Origin of the sequence: Enterobacter vonholyi (assembly GCF_008364555.1) — a bacterium.
GTDB lineage: Bacteria > Pseudomonadota > Gammaproteobacteria > Enterobacterales > Enterobacteriaceae > Enterobacter > Enterobacter vonholyi.
Map to the genome: position 1 here is coordinate 105839 of NZ_VTUC01000004.1, position 19077 is coordinate 124915.

20 protein-coding genes, 3 tRNA genes and 1 pseudogene are annotated in these 19077 nt (G+C 54.0%); 15 read left to right on the top strand and 9 right to left on the bottom strand.

The window, feature by feature from the left end:
• Window positions 1–37: 37 nt before the first annotated feature.
• The 6 genes from fliZ (at window position 38) to sdiA (ending at window position 4952) form a co-directional block, all read left to right on the top strand.
• Window positions 38–589 (top strand): flagella biosynthesis regulatory protein FliZ, encoded by a 552-nt coding sequence (gene fliZ / locus F0319_RS06990; protein WP_008500339.1) that lies wholly within the window; start codon window positions 38–40, stop codon window positions 587–589.
• A gap of 86 nt (window positions 590–675) precedes the next feature.
• Window positions 676–1476: a cystine ABC transporter substrate-binding protein gene (gene tcyJ / locus F0319_RS06995; RefSeq protein ID WP_111964860.1), complete on the top strand. Its 801-nt coding sequence runs from the start codon at window positions 676–678 to the stop codon at window positions 1474–1476.
• Between the two features lie 106 nt (window positions 1477–1582).
• A complete protein-coding gene (gene dcyD, locus F0319_RS07000) occupies window positions 1583–2569 on the top strand; it encodes a D-cysteine desulfhydrase (protein ID WP_111964859.1) in 987 nt (328 codons plus the stop codon).
• Window positions 2570–2590: 21 nt separating this feature from the next.
• Window positions 2591–3259 carry a cystine ABC transporter permease gene (gene tcyL, locus F0319_RS07005; protein WP_014884380.1) on the top strand — a complete coding sequence of 223 codons (669 nt, stop codon included), beginning with the start codon at window positions 2591–2593 and terminating at the stop codon, window positions 3257–3259.
• The gene (gene tcyN, locus F0319_RS07010; protein ID WP_149366559.1) at window positions 3256–4008 is read left to right on the top strand and encodes an L-cystine ABC transporter ATP-binding protein TcyN; all 753 of its coding nucleotides are present in this window, start codon (window positions 3256–3258) and stop codon (window positions 4006–4008) included. The genes tcyL and tcyN overlap by 4 nt, the downstream gene beginning before the upstream one ends.
• A gap of 221 nt (window positions 4009–4229) precedes the next feature.
• Entirely contained in the window at window positions 4230–4952 is a 723-nt protein-coding gene (gene sdiA, locus F0319_RS07015; RefSeq protein ID WP_127731506.1) for a quorum-sensing transcriptional regulator SdiA, read from the top strand.
• Window positions 4953–5018: 66 nt separating this feature from the next.
• Here the strand turns inward: sdiA and F0319_RS07020 are convergent, their stop codons facing one another.
• Together F0319_RS07020 and F0319_RS22515 are read right to left on the bottom strand one after the other, a co-directional pair.
• The gene (locus tag F0319_RS07020; RefSeq protein ID WP_008500345.1) at window positions 5019–5243 is read right to left on the bottom strand and encodes a DUF2594 family protein; all 225 of its coding nucleotides are present in this window, start codon (window positions 5241–5243) and stop codon (window positions 5019–5021) included.
• Window positions 5244–5268: 25 nt separating this feature from the next.
• Window positions 5269–5337: pseudogene (locus tag F0319_RS22515) on the bottom strand (hypothetical protein); the annotation flags it as partial.
• Window positions 5338–5709: 372 nt separating this feature from the next.
• On the opposite strand from F0319_RS22515, the gene uvrY reads away from it, so the two are divergent.
• The 7 genes from uvrY to F0319_RS07055 all read left to right on the top strand — a co-directional run bounded on the left by uvrY (window position 5710) and on the right by F0319_RS07055 (window position 10226).
• Window positions 5710–6366: a UvrY/SirA/GacA family response regulator transcription factor gene (uvrY, locus tag F0319_RS07025; RefSeq protein ID WP_111964857.1), complete on the top strand. Its 657-nt coding sequence runs from the start codon at window positions 5710–5712 to the stop codon at window positions 6364–6366.
• Window positions 6363–8195, top strand: coding sequence for an excinuclease ABC subunit UvrC (gene uvrC, locus F0319_RS07030; RefSeq protein WP_149366560.1), 1833 nt, complete (start codon window positions 6363–6365; stop codon window positions 8193–8195). The genes uvrY and uvrC overlap by 4 nt, the downstream gene beginning before the upstream one ends.
• Window positions 8196–8251: 56 nt before the next feature.
• On the top strand, window positions 8252–8800 hold the full coding sequence (gene pgsA, locus F0319_RS07035) for a CDP-diacylglycerol--glycerol-3-phosphate 3-phosphatidyltransferase (RefSeq protein ID WP_149366561.1): 549 nt from the start codon (window positions 8252–8254) through the stop codon (window positions 8798–8800).
• Between the two features lie 152 nt (window positions 8801–8952).
• Window positions 8953–9028: transfer RNA gene (locus F0319_RS07040), tRNA-Gly, on the top strand.
• Window positions 9029–9074: 46 nt separating this feature from the next.
• Window positions 9075–9148, top strand: a tRNA-Cys gene (locus tag F0319_RS07045).
• Between the two features lie 11 nt (window positions 9149–9159).
• Window positions 9160–9246, top strand: a tRNA-Leu gene (locus F0319_RS07050).
• Window positions 9247–9548: 302 nt separating this feature from the next.
• Window positions 9549–10226 carry a DUF2076 domain-containing protein gene (locus F0319_RS07055; protein ID WP_149366562.1) on the top strand — a complete coding sequence of 226 codons (678 nt, stop codon included), beginning with the start codon at window positions 9549–9551 and terminating at the stop codon, window positions 10224–10226.
• A 280-nt stretch (window positions 10227–10506) separates the two neighbouring features.
• Here the strand turns inward: F0319_RS07055 and F0319_RS07060 are convergent, their stop codons facing one another.
• From F0319_RS07060 to F0319_RS07080, 5 genes are all read right to left on the bottom strand, one after another.
• Window positions 10507–11223, bottom strand: coding sequence for an ABC transporter ATP-binding protein (locus F0319_RS07060; protein ID WP_033145889.1), 717 nt, complete (start codon window positions 11221–11223; stop codon window positions 10507–10509).
• Window positions 11220–12095, bottom strand: coding sequence for an ATP-binding cassette domain-containing protein (locus F0319_RS07065; RefSeq protein ID WP_149366563.1), 876 nt, complete (start codon window positions 12093–12095; stop codon window positions 11220–11222). Before F0319_RS07065 ends, F0319_RS07060 begins: the two co-directional genes overlap by 4 nt.
• Window positions 12092–13366 (bottom strand): high-affinity branched-chain amino acid ABC transporter permease LivM, encoded by a 1275-nt coding sequence (gene livM / locus F0319_RS07070; protein WP_149366619.1) that lies wholly within the window; start codon window positions 13364–13366, stop codon window positions 12092–12094. The genes F0319_RS07065 and livM overlap by 4 nt, the downstream gene beginning before the upstream one ends.
• 11 nt (window positions 13367–13377) lie before the next feature.
• Window positions 13378–14292, bottom strand: coding sequence for an ABC transporter permease subunit (locus F0319_RS07075; protein WP_149366564.1), 915 nt, complete (start codon window positions 14290–14292; stop codon window positions 13378–13380).
• A gap of 99 nt (window positions 14293–14391) precedes the next feature.
• Window positions 14392–15513 carry a branched-chain amino acid ABC transporter substrate-binding protein gene (locus F0319_RS07080; RefSeq protein ID WP_023312277.1) on the bottom strand — a complete coding sequence of 374 codons (1122 nt, stop codon included), beginning with the start codon at window positions 15511–15513 and terminating at the stop codon, window positions 14392–14394.
• 425 nt (window positions 15514–15938) lie between these two features.
• Between F0319_RS07080 and F0319_RS07085 the strand changes: the two genes are divergently transcribed.
• Window positions 15939–16607, top strand: coding sequence for a YecA/YgfB family protein (locus F0319_RS07085; protein WP_149366565.1), 669 nt, complete (start codon window positions 15939–15941; stop codon window positions 16605–16607).
• Window positions 16608–16638: 31 nt separating this feature from the next.
• Here F0319_RS07085 and tyrP read toward each other — a convergent pair whose 3' ends face one another.
• On the bottom strand, window positions 16639–17850 hold the full coding sequence (tyrP, locus tag F0319_RS07090) for a tyrosine transporter TyrP (RefSeq protein WP_111964848.1): 1212 nt from the start codon (window positions 17848–17850) through the stop codon (window positions 16639–16641).
• A 229-nt stretch (window positions 17851–18079) separates the two neighbouring features.
• Here tyrP and F0319_RS07095 point away from each other — a divergent pair, with 229 nt between their 5' ends.
• A complete protein-coding gene (locus F0319_RS07095; RefSeq protein WP_111964847.1) occupies window positions 18080–18421 on the top strand; it encodes a hypothetical protein in 342 nt (113 codons plus the stop codon).
• 36 nt (window positions 18422–18457) lie between these two features.
• Here F0319_RS07095 and ftnA read toward each other — a convergent pair whose 3' ends face one another.
• Window positions 18458–18955, bottom strand: coding sequence for a non-heme ferritin (gene ftnA / locus F0319_RS07100; protein WP_111964846.1), 498 nt, complete (start codon window positions 18953–18955; stop codon window positions 18458–18460).
• Window positions 18956–19077: the final 122 nt, after the last annotated feature.

Sequence of the window (19077 nt, forward strand, 5' to 3'; positions counted from 1 at the left end):
AAAATGCCGCACAACGTATTGACAACCAGGAGTTATCATGACGGTGCAGCAATCTAAAAGACGGCCTTTAAGCCGCTACCTGAAAGACTTTAAACACAGCCAGACGCATTGCGCCCACTGTAACAAGCTACTCGATCGTATCACGCTGGTTCGCCGCGGCGAAATCGTCAATAAGATCGCGATTTCTCGCCTCGACACGTTGATGGACGAAGCAGCATGGCTCGAAGAGCAAAAAGAGTGGGTGGCGCTTTGCCGTTTCTGTGGCGATCTCCACTGCAAAGAGCAAAGCGACTTCTTCGACATTATCGGCTTCAAGCAGTTCCTGTTTGAACAAACGGAGATGAGCCACGGCACCGTTCGCGAATACGTGGTTCGCCTGCGCCGCCTCGGGCAACATCTGACCGTGAACAACATTTCTCGCGATCTGCTCAAAACCGGTTATCTCGACGAGAACCTGGAGCCGTGGCTGCCTGCGACCAGCACCAACAACTACCGGATTGCGCTGCGCAAGTACGCACAATATAAGGTACAAATGCCGGGTGCCATAAAGCAGAAAGCCCACGCCGGAACAACTTCTGATATATATTAAAAAAGAATAAGATGTAGCGCAGTCGCCTTTGACGTTGCAGGCGATTTCTCTACACTACGTAAAAATTCCACTATATCGGGGTATTTATGAAATTTGCACTTCTGGGTCGTCAGGCGCTGATGGGTGTTATGGCCGTTGCGCTGGTTGCGGGCATGAGCGTGAAAACGTTCGCCGCAGAAAACCTGCTGAATAAAGTAAAAGAGCGCGGTACGCTGCTGGTCGGGCTGGAAGGTACCTATCCTCCGTTCAGCTTCCAGGGCGATGACGGTAAGCTGACCGGTTTTGAAGTGGAGTTTGCTGAAGAGCTGGCAAAACACCTCGGCGTGAAAGCGTCCCTGAAACCGACCAAATGGGACGGTATGCTGGCGTCGCTGGATTCGAAACGTATTGACGTGGTCATCAACCAGGTCACCATCTCTGACGAGCGTAAGAAGAAGTATGACTTCTCCACCCCGTATACCGTGTCCGGTATTCAGGCACTGGTGAAGAAAGGCAACGAAGGCGGGATTAAAACTGCCGCGGACCTGAAAGGGAAGAAAGTCGGTGTCGGTCTGGGTACTAACTATGAAGAGTGGCTGCGCAAGAACGTGCAGGGCGTGGATATCCGCACCTATGATGACGACCCGACGAAATACCAGGATCTGCGCGTGGGCCGTATCGACGCCATTCTGGTTGACCGCCTGGCCGCGCTGGATCTGGTGAAGAAAACCAACAATACCCTGGCGGTAGCGGGTGATGCGTTCTCTCGTCAGGAATCAGGCGTTGCCGTTCGTAAAGGTAACGAAGACCTGGTCAAAGCGATTGATTCCGCGATTGCTGACATGCAAAAAGACGGCAGCCTGAAAGCGCTCTCCGAGAAGTGGTTCGGTGCAGACGTCACGAAATAAGTTTCTGCCGTAAAAAAAGGCGCTTTTAAAAGCGCCTTTTTTATTTCTTTCGCGTCTGCGTGCATAATGAAAAATATCACATTTTGTCAGAGTTACCGGAGAACCCATGTCACTACAGAATTTAACGCGCTTTCCCCGCCTGGAGTTCATCGGCGCGCCGACGCCGCTGGAGTACCTGCCGCGATTTTCTGATTATTTAGGGCGCGATATTTTTATTAAGCGTGATGACGTGACGCCGATGGCGATGGGGGGCAACAAGCTGCGCAAGCTGGAGTTTCTGGCTGCTGACGCCCTGCGCGAAGGCGCGGATACGCTCATTACTGCCGGGGCCATCCAGTCCAACCACGTTCGCCAGACGGCGGCCGTGGCGGCAAAGCTTGGGCTCCACTGCGTGGCGTTGCTGGAAAACCCGATTGGCACGCGGGCAGAAAACTATCTCACCAACGGTAACCGTCTGCTGCTGGATCTGTTTAATGTGCAGGTAGAAATGGTGGATGCGTTGACCGATCCGGCCGCCCAGCTCGACGAGCTGGCGACGCGTCTGGAAGCGCAGGGGTTCCGCCCCTACGTTATCCCCGTCGGCGGTTCGAACGCGCTGGGCGCGCTGGGGTATGTGGAAAGTGCGCTGGAAATTGCGCAGCAGTGCGAGGGTGCGGTGAGCCTCTCCTCCGTGGTTGTCGCGTCCGGAAGCGCGGGCACGCATGCCGGGCTGGCGGTGGGGCTCGAACAATTGCTGCCGGACGTCGAGCTTATTGGGGTGACGGTGTCCCGCAGCGTCGCGGATCAAAAGCCGAAAGTGGTCACTTTACAGCAGGCGGTTGCAGAGCAGCTGGAGCTGAAGGCCAAGGCCGATATTTTGCTCTGGGATGACTATTTTGCGCCGGGTTACGGTACGCCTAACGAAGAGGGCATGGAAGCGGTGAAGCTGCTGGCGCGCCTCGAGGGGATACTGCTCGATCCGGTCTATACCGGCAAAGCGATGGCCGGACTGATTGACGGCATTGCACAGAAACGCTTTAAGGATGAAGGGCCGATTTTATTTGTCCATACCGGCGGGGCGCCTGCGCTGTTTGCCTACCATCCTCATGTCTAAAAATCAGGTCGAAAAATAATAATGCAAGAAAGTATTCAACTGGTTATTGATTCTCTGCCGTATCTGCTGAAAGGTGCGGTATTTACGTTACAGCTCAGTATCGGCGGGATGTTCTTTGGGCTGGTTCTGGGATTTGTGCTGGCCTTAATGCGCATGTCGCCCATCCTGCCGGTGCGCTGGCTGGCGCGTTTTTATATCTCCGTGTTTCGCGGTACGCCGCTCATCGCCCAGCTCTTTATGATCTACTACGGCTTGCCGCAGTTTGGTATCGAGCTGGATCCGATTCCGGCAGCGATGATTGGTCTGTCTCTCAATACCGCGGCGTACACCTCTGAAACCCTGCGTGCGGCCATCTCCTCCATTGACAAAGGGCAGTGGGAAGCGGCGGCCAGTATCGGGATGACGCCATGGCAGACGCTGCGCCGGGCCATTCTGCCTCAGGCGGCGCGCGTGGCGCTACCGCCGCTCAGCAACAGCTTTATTAGCCTGGTGAAAGATACTTCCCTGGCAGCAACGATTCAGGTTCCGGAACTGTTCCGTCAGGCACAGCTTATTACTTCGCGCACGCTTGAAGTCTTTACCATGTATCTGGCCGCCTCGCTAATTTACTGGGTGATGGCGACGGTACTGTCTGCTCTGCAAAACTACTTCGAAAACCAGCTTAATCGCCAGGAGCGTGATCCAAAATGAGTGCTATCGACGTCAAAAACCTGGTGAAAAAATTCCACGGTCAAACGGTGCTCCACGGGATCGATCTGGAAGTAGAGCAGGGGGAAGTGGTGGCGATTATCGGACCGAGCGGTTCGGGAAAGACGACGCTGCTGCGCAGCATTAACCTGCTTGAACAGCCGGAAGGCGGCACCATCCGGGTAGGCGAGATAATGATTGATACCGGGAAATCCATCAGCCAGCAGAAAGGTTTAATTCGCCGCCTGCGCCAGCATGTCGGTTTCGTTTTCCAGAACTTTAATCTCTTCCCGCACCGTACGGTGCTGGAGAACATTATCGAAGGGCCGGTTATCGTTAAAGGTGAGCCAAAAGAGGAGGCGACGGCGCGCGCGCGCGAACTGCTCGCCAAAGTCGGGCTGGCGGGGAAAGAGACCAGCTATCCGCGCCGTCTGTCGGGCGGCCAACAGCAGCGCGTGGCGATAGCGCGCGCGCTGGCGATGCGTCCTGACGTGATCCTGTTTGATGAACCGACCTCTGCGCTCGATCCTGAACTGGTGGGTGAAGTGCTGAACACCATTCGCCAGCTGGCGCAGGAAAAAAGGACGATGGTGATCGTAACGCATGAAATGAGCTTTGCACGCGATGTTGCTGACAGAGCCATCTTCATGGATCAGGGTCGGATTGTTGAGCAGGGGCCGGCGAAAAGTCTGTTCGCCAATCCTCAACAGCCGCGAACCCGTCAGTTCCTTGAAAAATTCCTCATGCAGTAGCATTTATGCACTAATTTGCTCCAGAAATTTAGGCTGGAGCAAATTATTCTCCCTACGGGCGCCGTCCTTTGATTTTTTATTCCGCCCAGCTCGGATAAACCTTATGAATACTAAAGTTAATTGGGCTATTGCCGATATTTTGCAGTTAGAAAAAAGTTTTATGTGTTAGTTTATATTCACCATAATAATGATTATCTTTTCAGAGGCTTCATTTAGTAAGTATGAAGGATTCAGACTTTTTCAACTGGCGACGGGACTGCTCACTCCGGTTTCAGCAATTGACGAGTACCGATGAGGTATATCAGGAGCTAGAGCGGCAAACTCAGGCGCTGGAATTCGATTATTACGCGCTCTGCGTGCGGCATCCCGTGCCCTTTACGCGCCCTAAAATCTCTTTGCAGACTACTTATCCAAAGCCGTGGATGGCGCAATATCATTCCGCGAACTATTTCGCTATCGATCCGGTTTTAAAAGCGGAAAATTTCATCCAGGGTCATCTACCCTGGACAGACGCATTATTTGCCGAGGCGCAGGAATTATGGCATAGCGCCCAGGACCACGGTTTACGCGCGGGAATAACGCAGTGTCTGATGCTGCCTAACCACGCGCTCGGCTTCCTGTCAGTATCTCGTACGAGTCTTAAGGAAGGGCCATTTGCCCGTGAGGAAATAGAACTGCGGTTGCAAATGCTGGTGCAAATGGCTTTAACCTCTCTGACGCGTTTTGAAGATGAGATGGTCATGCCGCCAGAAATGAAATTCAGTAAACGCGAGCGCGAAATTCTGAAATGGACTGCGGAAGGGAAGACGTCAGCGGAAATAGCGATCATTCTCTCTATCTCAGAGAATACCGTTAACTTCCATCAGAAAAATATGCAGAAGAAATTCAATGCGCCTAACAAAACCCAGATTGCGTGTTACGCAGCGGCAACGGGGCTGATCTGACAGGATAATACGTTCTGCGTGACAGACGAGGGAACGGCTGAATGCACTGCATCCAGCCGTTTTTTGTTACTGGCGATAGGCTTGTTTGATTTGCTTAACGGTGTTAGCAAATACCGCAGATTCAGCCTGGTCTTCCATCTCCGCGATTTGTTTTTCCATTTTAATGATCACACGACCGGCATCAGCCTGGCCCATCGCCTGCAGCATCAACGTTAGCAATGCTTTCAGGCAGTTTACTTCCTGTGCCAGTTCCTGGTTATTCTCCGCAGTGGCAAATTCAGGTGTGCTCATTTATTTTCCTCATTATTAAACGGCGCTAAAGCGCGACGACGAAAGTCAAGGCGGCGGAGTATACCACAAGCTGAAGCAAAAAATGCAGTGGTTGTTTTTTGTACTTTTACGTGGATGTTTAATTGCGTAAACAGAACGTACCGGTAAACTTAACCGCCGTTAAAGGCTATTAATTGTTTATGCCCGGTTCGCTTGCCGTTAATTATTGTTACAAAAATTTGAGATCTGTTTTTTTGCAGAAAAAGCCTGCTAGTTTTTTGTAACTTTTTGAATACAGATGCTTAAAAAAAGCTGCAAAAGCCCTGACTGCATGGTCTCTCTTTCCACGGACTGTACAGCCTAATTTCCAAAAACGAGAGCAAAATCGAATAGCCGGTTTTTTAACGTTTTAATCTTGTGAGGAAAACCGTTAATATAAACCAAATTATCACTCAGTAGCGTTATCCCTATTCTGGAGACATTTCCTTTGATCAACGTCCTTCTTGTTGATGACCACGAACTGGTGCGCGCAGGGATACGACGCATTCTTGAAGATATTAAAGGTATTAAAGTTGCCGGTGAGGCGTGCTGTGGCGAAGATGCGGTAAAATGGTGCCGCACAAACTCGGCAGATGTGGTACTGATGGATATGAACATGCCCGGTATCGGTGGTCTTGAAGCAACACGCAAAATCGCGCGTACTTTTGTTGATACAAAAGTCATCATGCTGACCGTGCATACCGAAAACCCACTGCCCGCGAAAGTGATGCAGGCGGGCGCAGCGGGCTATCTGAGCAAAGGAGCGGCGCCGCAGGAAGTCGTCAATGCGATCCGTTCCGTGTATGCAGGACAGCGTTACATTGCTTCCGACATCGCACAGCAGATGGCCCTGAGCCAGATCGAGCCCGAGAAAACCGAATCACCGTTTGCCAGTTTGTCCGAGCGTGAATTGCAGATTATGCTGATGATCACTAAAGGTCAGAAGGTGAATGAGATCTCGGAACAGCTGAATCTCAGCCCGAAAACGGTCAACAGCTATCGTTACCGTATGTTCAGTAAACTGAACATTCATGGTGATGTGGAACTGACGCATCTGGCCATCCGGCATGGTTTGTGTAATGCGGAGACGTTGTTAAGTCAGTGAGTGATGTGTTCGATTCAAAAACATTTCTGAAAACCGTAACCAGCCAGCCTGGCGTCTATCGCATGTATGACGCTGGCGGTACGGTTATCTACGTGGGGAAGGCAAAAGATCTTAAAAAACGTCTCTCCAGCTATTTTCGCAGCAACCTGGCCTCCCGTAAGACCGAAGCGCTGGTCTCACTCATTCAGAATATTGATGTCACCGTCACGCACACGGAGACAGAAGCGCTGCTGTTAGAGCACAACTATATTAAGCTCTACCAGCCGCGCTATAACGTCCTGTTGCGTGATGATAAATCCTACCCGTTTATTTTTCTGAGCAGCGACACCCATCCGCGCCTCGCCATGCACCGCGGTGCGAAACATGCAAAGGGTGAATATTTCGGGCCGTTCCCTAACGGCTATGCCGTGCGTGAAACGCTGGCGCTGCTGCAAAAAATCTTCCCAATCCGCCAGTGTGAAAACAGCGTTTACCGTAACCGCTCGCGCCCGTGCCTTCAGTACCAGATTGGTCGCTGCCTGGGGCCGTGTGTAGCCGGGCTGGTGAGTGAAGAGGAGTATGCTCAGCAGGTGGAGTATGTGCGCCTGTTCCTGGCCGGTAAAGACGATCAGGTCTTAACGCAGCTTATCGCGCGGATGGAAAAAGCCAGTGCCGCACTCGAGTTCGAAGAGGCCGCACGGATCCGCGACCAAATCCAGGCGGTGCGCAGAGTCACTGAGAAACAGTTTGTCTCGAATACCGGTGACGATCTCGACGTTATCGGCGTAGCCTTTGACGCCGGGATGACCTGCGTGCACGTGCTGTTTATTCGCCAGGGCAAAGTGCTCGGCAGCCGCAGCTATTTTCCGAAAGTGCCTGGCGGTACCGAACTGGGTGAAGTGGTGGAAACCTTTGTCGGCCAGTTCTATCTGCAGGGGAGCCAGATGCGCACGCTGCCTTCTGAGATCCTGCTCGATTTTAATCTTGACGATAAAACCCTGCTGGGCGAGTCGCTCTCTGAGCTGGCGGGGCGTCGGGTCAATGTACAAACCAAACCGCGCGGCGATCGTGCGCGTTATCTGAAGCTGGCACGCACCAACGCGGCGACGGCGCTCACCACTAAGCTGTCGCAGCAGTCGACGGTGCACCAGCGTTTAACGGCCCTGGCAACGCTGCTGAAGCTGCCGGAAGTGAAACGGATGGAGTGTTTCGACATCAGCCATACGATGGGGGAACAGACGGTGGCCTCCTGCGTGGTGTTCGATGCTAACGGCCCGCTGCGCGCCGAGTATCGTCGCTATAACATCACAGGCATCACGCCGGGCGATGACTATGCGGCGATGAATCAGGTGCTGCGTCGTCGCTATGGTAAAGCCATTGAGGAGAGCAAAATCCCGGATGTGATCCTGATTGACGGTGGGAAAGGGCAGCTCGGCCAGGCGAAAGCGGTATTTGAATCGCTTGATGTCAGCTGGGATAAAAAACATCCGCTGCTGCTGGGTGTCGCAAAAGGGGCCGATCGTAAGGCCGGGCTGGAGACACTGTTCTTCGAGCCGGAAGGTGAGGGCTTCAGCCTGCCGCCGGATTCGCCGGCGCTTCACGTCATCCAGCATATTCGCGATGAATCACACGATCATGCCATCAGCGGTCACCGCAAAAAACGGGCGAAGGTGAAAAATACCAGTAGCCTGGAAACGATTGAAGGCGTGGGGCCAAAACGTCGCCAGATGCTGCTGAAATATATGGGCGGATTGCAAGGATTACTCAACGCCAGCATGGAGGAAATTGCAAAAGTGCCGGGTATTTCGCAAGGGCTGGCAGAAAAGATCTACTACTCGTTGAAACATTGAGGGCTCTGTAGCAACATAGAGCTAAATTTTACTGACAACAAATAGTTACCGTCACTATGCAATATAATATCCCTACGTTGCTCACTCTTTTTCGTGTTGTACTCATCCCGTTCTTTGTGCTGGCGTTTTACCTGCCGGTTGTCTGGGCACCCTTTGCGTGCGCATTGATCTTCCTTATCGCAGCGGTAACAGACTGGTTTGATGGCTATCTGGCGCGCCGCTGGAATCAAAGCACCCGTTTCGGCGCCTTCCTCGATCCGGTGGCGGATAAAGTGATGGTCGCGATTGCCATGGTGCTGGTGGCCGAGCACTATCATACCTGGTGGGTGACGCTGCCTGCGGCAACCATGATTGGCCGTGAGATTATTATCTCTGCGCTTCGCGAGTGGATGGCGGAACTGGGAAAACGCAGCAGCGTGGCGGTCTCGTGGATTGGTAAAGTGAAAACGACGGCGCAGATGGCGGCGCTGGTCTGGATGCTCTGGCGTCCGAACGCCTGGGTTGAGTGGGCGGGAATTGTCCTGCTGTGGGTAGCGGCAGTGCTGACGCTGTGGTCAATGCTGCAATATTTGAACGCTGCCCGAGGGGATTTGCTTGATCAGTGATCGTTTCGCCGTAATTTTCAGCAAACGATCCGGGGATGCAAAAAATAACGTTGACTCATAACGTCATATCAGTAGAATGCAACGCATCGAACGGCGGCACAGTCAGCCGGACGATAATGAAATCAAGTAGTTAGACATTTACTTGATGACATGCGGGAATAGCTCAGTTGGTAGAGCACGACCTTGCCAAGGTCGGGGTCGCGAGTTCGAGTCTCGTTTCCCGCTCCAGATTAAAGACATGCGCAATAGCGGGTGTCAGTTTGAAAAGTTTTACGGCGCGTTAGCAAAGCGGTTATGTAGCGGATTGCAAATCCGTCTAGTCCGGTTCGACTCCGGAACGCGCCTCCACTTTCTTCCCTGGCCGGATGGTGGAATCGGTAGACACAAGGGATTTAAAATCCCTCGGCGTTCGCGCTGTGTGGGTTCAAGTCCCACTCCGGCTACCATGGGAAACAAAGAATAATCAAAGCAATAAGCAGTGTCGTGAAACCACCGAAAGGTGGTTTTTTTGTGCCTCTGGCTTAGCGCGAAGTGATCATATCTCATCATCATCCCGATCCTGCTGTGCCCAAGGATTTGCTGCCATACCAGAACGGTAAGCCTAACTTTCTAATATCAAGCCCGGAAAGCAGGGCGATTTTCAGATAACCTGCAACCAATCTTAAACAAACATTTCACTGGTCAGACACAGGTTGCCGCCGCTGATAAACTGGTTGGTATCCACCCCGGAGAGCGGAAGGTTATTGTCATGCAATATGAAGAACAGCAGCTTATCAACGGCCTTTTCGAGCGTCTTAAACAGGCCGGACAACAAAACAGCCAACGGGATGCAGATGCGGAGCGTCAGATCGCTGAATTCGTCAGACAGCAGCCTGCGGCCCCCTACTATATGGCGCAATCGATTTTGATTCAGGAAGCGGCGTTGAAACGCCTGCAGTCCAGGGTTCAGGAGCTGGAAAGCGAATTAGCCGCGCAAAAAAGCAAACCCTCGACGGGCGGCAGTTTCCTCGGCGGCCTGTTTGGTGGCGGGAAAAGTAACCCGCAGCCTGACAACAGCTGGAATGCCCAGCCGCAACAGCCGCCGGCGCAGGATTACTCTCGGGCGCCAGTGCCGGCTACTCGCGGCGGCGGTTTTATGGCTGGCGCGCTCAAGACAGCGGCTGGCGTGGCCGGTGGCATCGCGCTTGCTGAGATGCTTACCAGCATGTTCCATCAGTCGCGGCCGGAAGAGATAGTGAACATCATCGAAGAACCGACAATACCCGTCGGTGGTGAACCGTTTGTCGGTAATCAATACGGCGACTTCAATAACGTCTCTGACACCCGTTTCCTCAACCAGAACGATCCGCTCGGCAATAATAACGACGCCTGGCTGAACGACGATGTAGATGACGACTACAGCAATGACGACGACAGTTTTATTTAACGACGTTATCGTGTGACCACCGAAATGAAGTGAACCCCGAAAGTTGGACATCCAACGATTAGGGGTTTTGCGTTTCCGGGTCAAAAGAATCCTTCGACGCTACCCCTGAAGGCTCATAAATGAGATTCGTTTTACTACTTTCCTTACTAGCAAACCTGTAAGAATTGCCGGAAGCAATCTAAATAAAGAGGCGATATCGACTAAGATATCCTCTAATTCTTCTATTCCGTATGTGCCGAAATGGTCCATCACTGTATAAGCGCATTAGGCAGGTATCAAATCACACCCCGCCCAAATACGCCTTCCTCACCTCCTGATTCCCCAGCAGCTCCTCGCCGCTGCCGCTCAGCCGGATCTGTCCGTTCACCATCACATACCCGCGGTCAGAGAGCTTCAGCGCGTGATGCGCATTCTGCTCCACCAGAAAGATAGTCATGCCGTTGCGGGCCAGCTCGCGCAGAGTCTGGAAGATCTGTTTCACCACAATCGGCGCCAGACCGAGGCTCGGTTCATCCAGCAGCAGCAGCTTCGGACGGCTCATCAGCGCCCGGGCGATCGCCAGCATCTGCTGTTCGCCACCGGACATGGTCATCGCGCGCTGCTTGCGACGCTCTTTCAGGCGAGGGAAAAGGTCAAACATGGTTTGCATATCTTCAGCCGCAAACTGGCTGCCGATGGGGATAGTCCCCATCAGCAGATTCTCTTCAACGGTCATATCCGGAAAAATTCGTCTGCCTTCAGGCGCCTGCGCAATGCCGCCGGACGCGACGTAGTGGGTGGATTTATGGCTGATATCTTCACCGCCGAAAAGGATCTGCCCGCTGCGGATACGCGGCTGGCCAAAGATGGACATCAGCAATGTCGATTTTCCCGCGCCGTTTGCGCCGATCAGCGCCACGGTTTCCCCCTTATTCACCTCGAGGGAGACCTGCTTCAGTGCCTGAATGACGCCGTAAAAGACATCCACTTCGCGAAAAGCCAGCAGCGGTTCGCTCATAGGGAGACCTCACTTTCGTCCGTACCCAGGTAGGCGGCAATGACCTTTTCATCATGCTGGATCTGCTCGGGTTTCCCCCTTGCAATCACATCGCCGTGGTCGAGCACGATAATGTCGTCCGAAATTTCCATCACCATCCCCATATCATGCTCAATCAGCAATACCGTGATGTCATGATGATCCCGCAGAAAGCGAATAATGCTGCTGAGCTTATGCGTTTCAACCGGGTTAAGCCCGGCGGCGGGTTCATCCAGACAGATCATTTCCGGCCCGGTGCACATTGCCCGCGCGATTTCCAGACGCCGCTGCTGGCCGTACGACATCTCTCCCGCCAGGCGATTGGCGCACTCCACCAGATCCACCACTTCAAGCCAGTAAAAGGCTCTGTCCAGGGCGTCGCTTTCTGCCCGCCGGTAGGACGGCGTATTCAGGATCCCGGCAAGCAGATTGCGGTTAACGCGCATATGCTGCGCGACCAGCAGGTTTTCAACGACCGACATCTCACGAAAAAGACGGATATTTTGAAACGTGCGCGCCAGCCCGGCTCGGTTAACCAGATGCGTGCCGCCGAACATTTTGTAGAACAGACGCTGCCCGAACTGCGCGGGGTTAATCCAGTCGCCGGGCTGGAATTTTTGCCCGAGTACCTGAATGACGTTGGTCGTTTTATGGCGGGTATTAAATAAAATGTTGCCGCCGGAGGCTCTGTAGAAGCCCGTCAGGCAGTTAAACACGGTGGTTTTTCCCGCTCCGTTTGGCCCAATCAGGGCGGTAATGGAGCCACGCTGCACGTTCAGGTTGACGTCGTTTAGCGCTTTAATCCCGCCGAAGTGCATCATCAGATGTTCAACGCGTAGTATCGTTCCGTTCATGGTGCGACGCCCTTACGCACGGCAAACCCGCTGCGGTTGATGCGGATCAAACCGCGTGGACGCCAGATCATCATCACCACCATCAGCATGCCAAACAGCAGGACGCGGTACTCGGCAAAACTGCGCAGCAGTTCCGGCGTTACCGTGAGCACAAAGGCGGCCAGCACCACGCCAAGCGTAGAGCCCATACCGCCCAGCACCACAATGGCGAGGATCAGTGCCGATTCAAAGAAGGTAAACGAGGTAGGATTCACGAACCCCTGATAGGTGGCGAAGAACACCCCGGCAATGCCCGCGGTCGACGCGCCCAGCGTAAAGGCGGAAAGCTTAACCAGAACATGATTCAGCCCCATTGAGCGGCAGGCAATTTCGTCTTCACGCAGCGCTTCCCACGCCCGACCAATCGGCATTCGCGTCAGGCGGTGCTTAATGTAGAGCACCAGCATCACCACCAGGAACAGCACCGCGTAGATAAAAATAAACTTCATGTTCGGGTTGTAGGTCAGGTGGAAAAATTCGTGGAAGGGCACGCCGCCTTCTTTCGCGCGTCGTCCAAATTCCAGGCCGAAAAAAGTGGGGGGAGGGGCCGACACGCCGTTGGGTCCGCCGGTGAAGGTCAGCCAGTTGTTCAGTATCAGGCGAATAATCTCCCCGAACCCGAGGGTGACGATGGCCAGATAGTCACCATGCATGCGTAGTACCGGGAAACCGAGCAGGGCGCCTGCGGCGGCGGCCATGATCGCCGCCAGCGGCAGCATGCTCCAGAAGCCTAAGCCGAGATACTGGTACCCCAGCGCCAGACCGTACGCCCCAATCGCGTAGAACGCGACATATCCCAGATCCAGCAGACCGGCCAGACCCACGACGATGTTAAGCCCCAGACCGAGAAGCACGTAGATCAGCCCGAGAATGGCGACGGTCAGCACATATTTAGTGGCAACAAACGGAAAGCAAATCGCAAGAGCAATCACCAGAGGAATAATCCAGCGCATGCGGCTTTTGTATTCCGGTGGCCGGACATATACGCCTGCGCTATCGGCTTCGAAGCGTGCCTGGAAACGGGCGCCCGCGGCGGTACCTAAAAAGGCGCTCAACAGAAAACGTCCGAGCATTACGGTGCCAACCATCCAGGCCAGGCGCTGCCCGGCGAAGGTAAAGCTGTACCCGTCCAGCACCACGCCCGCAATGGGGCCGAAGATTATCAGCGCAACCAGCCCGGAAAAAATCGCGTCCAGCATGCAGCGTTTAAGTGAAAAGCCGTGTGATGTCATCATTCTCTCCTTCACACCTTGGCCACAACCGGGCGCCCGAGCAGTCCCTGGGGACGGAAAATAAGGATCATGACCAGCAGGCTGAACGAGAAGACGTCTTTATAGTCCGAGTTCACCATGCCCGAAAACTGGGCTTCCGCCACGCCCAGGATAAGGCCACCGAGCATGGCGCCAGGGAGGGAGCCGATGCCGCCGAGTACCGCCGCCGTAAAGGCTTTTATACCGATCACGAACCCGACGTAGAAATCAAAGGTGCCGTAGTTCATGGTGATCAGCACCCCCGCCAGGCCCGCCATCGCCGCGCCGATAACAAAGACAAGCGAAATAATCCGGTCGGTGTTAATCCCCAGAATGGAGGCCATCTTACGATCCTGCTGGACCGCGCGGCACATTCGCCCCAGCCGGGTACGATTGATTATCCAGGTGAGCACCAGCATGCCGGCAAACGAGGCCACCAGAATAAACACTTTGGTGTAGGTTATCTGCACGAACCCGTCGCCCAGATGCAGGCGAATCACGCCGTCCAGCATGGTCGGCACCCCTTGCTGGCGCGGGCCCTGGCTCAGCTGCGCGTAGTTTTGCAGGATAAGCGACATCCCGATGGCGGAGATCAGCGGCGCCAGGCGCGTGGAGTTACGCAGCGGCTTGTAGGCGATACGCTCGATGGTCCAGCCGTACACCCCGGTGACCACAATCGTGAACACCAGCGTCCCGAGGATCAGCAGCGGGAAGGACTGCAGTCCGAAGAACGAGAGCAGCGCCAGGCCAATGGCGCAGAGATAGGCGGAAATCATATACACTTCGCCGTGGGCGAAATTAATCATGCCGATAATGCCGTACACCATGGTATAGCCGATGGCGATCAGGCCGTAGACGGAACCCAGCGTTAAGCCATTGATTAACTGTTGCAGGAAGAATGTACTCATCTTAGCGCGCTCGTTTTATGGGCCGCGCGAGACGCGCAGCCTGATGTTTATTACGCGCCGACGGGCAGGCCCGCCGACGTTGAGCGTGACTCCGTCCCGTTACTGCACTTCCTTATATTTTCCTTTGTCGTCCCACTGGTAAACCACGTAGTCAGAGACCTTCAGGTCGCCTTTGCTGTCCCAGGCTTTTTTGCCCATCACCGTGTCGACGGAATTGGCCTTTAGCCACTCGCTGGCTTTGGCAGAGTCCTTGCCGCCGGTGGCCTTGAAGGCCGCGGCAATGGCCTGTACGGAGGCATAGGAGTAAAGGGTGTAACCTTCCGGCTCGAATTTACCGGCGCGGAATTTCTCTATAACCGCTTTGCCGTCCGGGATCAGGCGCGGGTCTTTACCGAAGGTCATGTAAATGCCGTTGGTGTACTGCGGGCCGCCCGCCGCGGTCACCATCTCCTCGTTGACGATACAGTCGCCGGAGAAGAATTTGGCCTGCACGCCCTGTTCACGCATCTGGCGAACCAGCGGACCGGCTTCCGGGTGACAGCCACCGAAGAATACGACGTCCGGTTTTTGCGCGCCGATCTTGGTGACCAGCGCGTTAAAGTCTTTTTCACCGCGGGATAACCCTTCGTACATCACATCCTGAACCCCGCGTTTCGCCAGCGCCGCTTTGGTGGCGTCAGCCAGACCCTGACCATAGGTGTCTTTGTCGTGAATAATCACCACGCGCTTGGCTTTCAGCTTGTCGATGATGAAGTCGCTGGCAACTTGGCCCTGCTGGTCGTCGCGGCCGCACATGCGGAACATGTCGCTCATACCGCGTTCGGTAATCAGCGGGTTAGTGGAGCCGGGGGTAATCGCAATAATGCCCGCATCGCTATACACCTCGGAGGCGGGCATGGTGGAAGAGGAGCAGAAATGGCCGACCACGGCGTTGACTTTATCCTGGTCAACTAAACGGTTAGCGACGGCCACGGCCTGCTTGGGCTCGCAGGCATCATCCCCCTGAACCAGTTTGATCTTCTCGCCGTTAATGCCGCCTGCGGCATTAATGTCTTCAGCGGCCTGCGTTGCGCCGTGCCAGTACTGATCGCCATAGGTGGCATTCGGACCCGTGAACGGCCCGGCCACGCCAATCACAATATCTGCCCGGGCGGAAAACGCCGTCACCAGGCAACCGGCCAACACAAGAGAAAGAGGAGTTCTGATAAATTTCAGCGACATTATTATGTTCCTTAGCAAAGAGGTTTTTGCACCACGGCGTAAACCCGAACGCCCGACGGCGCAGCCAATCCGAAACACGAGCAAGAACAAAATGCACTAAACGAACAAGATACAGACGGCATCCTGCATATTACGGCGAGATTTCCCTGCGCAGAGACGCGCGAAGAACGTTAAGCAAAAACGTTGCCAGAATGGCTAACCCATTGACGGGCATGTGACATGTTTGAGTATAGAGCGCCGCGTTATGCCGCCTTAGGGGAGGAGAAGAAATTACAGCGGAGATCACATATCGTTAACAATAAAGCCCATAAGTTGTGCAAAGGTCACGGTTTGCACGTTTTTGCAGCAATAAAGACCTAAACTTCAGCCCGGAGAGGGGTGAGATATGTGTTAGGATCGTTTCCTTTTTTGCAGGAGTATCAGCGATGACTGAAGGCCCATTGAATGAAAGCGAAATGGCGTGGCTTGAAGAGACGTTAATGTCTTACGGTCATGATGACGCGTCCGTGATTGACGTGTCCGAACTGGACGGCATGCTTACCGCAGTGCTTTCCGGTCCTGTTGTCGTTGAGCCAGATGCCTGGCTGGTGGCGGTGTGGGGTGGCGAAAAGTACATTCCGCGCTGGAAAAACGATCGTGAGATGAACCGTTTTATCGATCTCTGCTTTAAGCACATGAACGATATTGCCGAGCGCCTGAGCGAATACCCGGATCAGTTTGAACCGATGTTTGGCTATAACGACGTGAACGGCGAGAGCTATACCGTGGTGGAAGAGTGGTGCTATGGCTACATGCGCGGCGTGGCGCTGACGGACTGGTCTGCCTTGCCGGAAGCCCTGAAGGCCGATCTTGATGTGATTGCGCTGCACGGGACGGAAGAGAACAGCGAAAAGCTGGATGAACTGTCCGAAGAGGAATATATCGCCAGCATCGAGAGCATCCAGCCTGCGGCGCTGCGCCTGTATAATTACTGGGTAAACAACCCGCAGCAGCCGGAAGCGAAGAAGCCGATTGTGAACGGCACGAAAGTCGGGCGTAACGATCCGTGTCCTTGCGGCAGCGGGAAGAAGTTTAAGAGCTGCTGTTTGCACTGATAAAAAAGGGGCTGATGACAGCCCCTTTTATTCAACCCACTTCCGGCAGCATCCCTGCTGCAATCAACACCTGCACCAGAATAATCACCACCCCGCAGCCAAACACAACGCACAGCAGCGGTTTTCCCCCCGCCACGCGGTACCCCTGCTGAGAGTGCTGCTGACGGCTTTTCCATGCCAGCAGGGAGGGGAGGAGGAGGGCAAGGATCGAGAGCGCTACCCCTGCGTACCCCAGCGCCATCACAAACCCGCGTGGGTAAAACAGCGCGAACGCCAGCGGCGGCAGGAAGGTGATTGCGCCCGTCTGTAACCGTCCCGCGGCGGTATTACGACGCTGGAACAGGTCGGCCAGGTAATCAAACAGGCCGAGCGCCACGCCCAGGAACGAGGTTGCCAGCGCCAGGTCGGCAAACAGGTGTACCGCCAGCTCAACGTGCGGGGAGGTGACGACCTCGCGCAGGGCCAGCAGAAAACCGTTCAGGCCAGCGTGTTGCGCCATAAGCCCAATAAAGGTTGAAGAGTCAATGCTGCCCAGCGTTACCAGCTGCCAGAAAATATAGGCGATCAGCGGGATCGCGCTGCCGATAACAAAAACGCGGCGCAGCTTGCGGATATCGCCGTTCATATAGCTGACGATGCTCGGCACGCTGCCGTGGAAGCCAAACGAGGTGAAAATGACCGGGATAGCGGAGAGCGCCAGACCTTTTTCCAGCGGCAGCGTAAGCAGGTTGACCTTGTGCACGTGCGGGGCCAGCAGCACCAGCATGATAATGAGGAAGAGAATTTTGGCGCTGAACAGAAAGCGGTTAAACAGATCGACCAGCGACGTTCCCACGCAGACCACGCCGCCGCCGATGAGTGCAAAGAAGATGGCGCCCGTTGCAGGGGTAATGTCAGAGCCAAACCAGTCGTTGACGCTGGAGGCAATCAATTCCCCAGCGCCGCTAATGTAAGCGGCGGTCAGGGCGTACATCAGGAACATCATGCTAAAGCCGGTTATCCACTGGCCGTAGCGTCCCAGATAGCGCGCCGCAAGCGAACCCAGACCGGTGTCAGCGGGCACGTGCTGGTAAACCTCAAGCAGCAGCAGGGCGGTGTAACACATCAGCGCCCAGAGCGTTCCTAGCAGCAGCAGGGTCATGCCAAATCCCACGCCCGCGGCCGCCAGTGGCATTGCCAGCATTCCTGCGCCAATCGTCGTTCCGGCGACGATAAAAATACTTCCCAGGGTTCTGTTTTTCACGCTTTCCTCTACAACGATGCTTAACCGCGACAAAATCTGCGGCGCAGAGTAAGGGAAAAGCCGTAATTCGTCAAATCACCGTTACAAGTAGTGTAATGAATGATTTACGAAATAATGACCCTCTGATCCTTTATAGGCCTCTGCCTACTTCATAAGGGCAATGTTGCTGCGCGACGTTCCGGCGTAACGTAAACAATAAGTATAAATTATCAAATTAAGTGAGGGTTTTATGGCAGGTGAGAATCCTTTTACCGCGGCGTGGAGTCGGGGAGGTAACCTGTTGTGCCATGGCCACTGGATAATCAGCTGGCAGAACCAGCCCCTGAATCTTCCCGAGTCCCGTTGCGAAAAGGATATGGGCACCTGGGGGATCTATTCGGTTATTGATCCTGAAGATGAAACCTTTGCGCAAGGCTTACAGGAAGATGAGTGGATAATCGAGAATGTCGACTGGTTAACGGATATGTTCTTCGAGGTGGGTATTCCGCTCGAGACGGCCAGCTACCGCTATTTTTACCAGGCCGTGAATCCCCACGACTGGCGCTGCACCAGCTGTGCGGGGTGTATGTAAATTAACGCGGTGCAGGGAACCCGCACCGCGCTGATATTAATTCTGAGTATCGAGAGTGGAAAGTTCTTTATCAATAAAGTAAAGACCTTCGCCAGATTTCCCCACCAGAGATAATTTATCCAGCACGGATTTAAACAGCTTCTCTTCTTCGTGTTGTTCAGCGACGTACCACTGCAGGAAATTAAAGGTTGGATAATCCTGGCTGGTCATCGCAGCATGAACCAGTTCGTTAATTTTCTGGGTGATCAGCTGCTCGTGCTCGTAGGTGGCGCGGAACAGTTCATCGAGAGAATTATACTCAGCAAACGGTGAGGCCACGGTGTCAATGCGCGGCAGGCTGCCCGTATCTGTCAGATAATCAAACAGACGCTGCATGTGGGTCATCTCTTCCTGAGCGTGACGACGCAGAAACGCGGCCGCACCTTCGAAGCTGTGGTAGCTGCACCAGGCGCTCATCTGCTGGTAGAGCAGGGATGAAAAAAGCTCAAGATTCATTTGTGCGTTGAGCTTGTCGATCATTTCAGTTTTCAGCATGTTGACGCTCCGGATTATTATTTCTGGTCCACAATGAGCGACACTATAATTTGTTATTTAATTATTTGCAAAACGTAAAATTATTATTTTATTTATTCAAAATACGAATGGGAATAAAACGC

What these genes read in the sequence shown, in the direction of transcription:
- fliZ (WP_008500339.1), top strand. Translation starts at nt 38, where the DNA reads ATGACGGTGCAGCAATCTAAAAGACGGCCTTTAAGCCGCTACCTGAAA.
- tcyJ (WP_111964860.1), top strand. Translation starts at nt 676, where the DNA reads ATGAAATTTGCACTTCTGGGTCGTCAGGCGCTGATGGGTGTTATGGCC.
- dcyD (WP_111964859.1), top strand. Translation starts at nt 1,583, where the DNA reads ATGTCACTACAGAATTTAACGCGCTTTCCCCGCCTGGAGTTCATCGGC.
- tcyL (WP_014884380.1), top strand. Translation starts at nt 2,591, where the DNA reads ATGCAAGAAAGTATTCAACTGGTTATTGATTCTCTGCCGTATCTGCTG.
- tcyN (WP_149366559.1), top strand. Translation starts at nt 3,256, where the DNA reads ATGAGTGCTATCGACGTCAAAAACCTGGTGAAAAAATTCCACGGTCAA.
- sdiA (WP_127731506.1), top strand. Translation starts at nt 4,230, where the DNA reads ATGAAGGATTCAGACTTTTTCAACTGGCGACGGGACTGCTCACTCCGG.
- F0319_RS07020 (WP_008500345.1), bottom strand. Translation starts at nt 5,243, where the DNA reads ATGAGCACACCTGAATTTGCCACTGCGGAGAATAACCAGGAACTGGCA.
- pgsA (WP_149366561.1), top strand. Translation starts at nt 8,252, where the DNA reads ATGCAATATAATATCCCTACGTTGCTCACTCTTTTTCGTGTTGTACTC.
- F0319_RS07055 (WP_149366562.1), top strand. Translation starts at nt 9,549, where the DNA reads ATGCAATATGAAGAACAGCAGCTTATCAACGGCCTTTTCGAGCGTCTT.
- F0319_RS07060 (WP_033145889.1), bottom strand. Translation starts at nt 11,223, where the DNA reads ATGAGCGAACCGCTGCTGGCTTTTCGCGAAGTGGATGTCTTTTACGGC.
- F0319_RS07065 (WP_149366563.1), bottom strand. Translation starts at nt 12,095, where the DNA reads ATGAACGGAACGATACTACGCGTTGAACATCTGATGATGCACTTCGGC.
- livM (WP_149366619.1), bottom strand. Translation starts at nt 13,366, where the DNA reads ATGACATCACACGGCTTTTCACTTAAACGCTGCATGCTGGACGCGATT.
- F0319_RS07075 (WP_149366564.1), bottom strand. Translation starts at nt 14,292, where the DNA reads ATGAGTACATTCTTCCTGCAACAGTTAATCAATGGCTTAACGCTGGGT.
- F0319_RS07080 (WP_023312277.1), bottom strand. Translation starts at nt 15,513, where the DNA reads ATGTCGCTGAAATTTATCAGAACTCCTCTTTCTCTTGTGTTGGCCGGT.
- F0319_RS07085 (WP_149366565.1), top strand. Translation starts at nt 15,939, where the DNA reads ATGACTGAAGGCCCATTGAATGAAAGCGAAATGGCGTGGCTTGAAGAG.
- F0319_RS07095 (WP_111964847.1), top strand. Translation starts at nt 18,080, where the DNA reads ATGGCAGGTGAGAATCCTTTTACCGCGGCGTGGAGTCGGGGAGGTAAC.
- ftnA (WP_111964846.1), bottom strand. Translation starts at nt 18,955, where the DNA reads ATGCTGAAAACTGAAATGATCGACAAGCTCAACGCACAAATGAATCTT.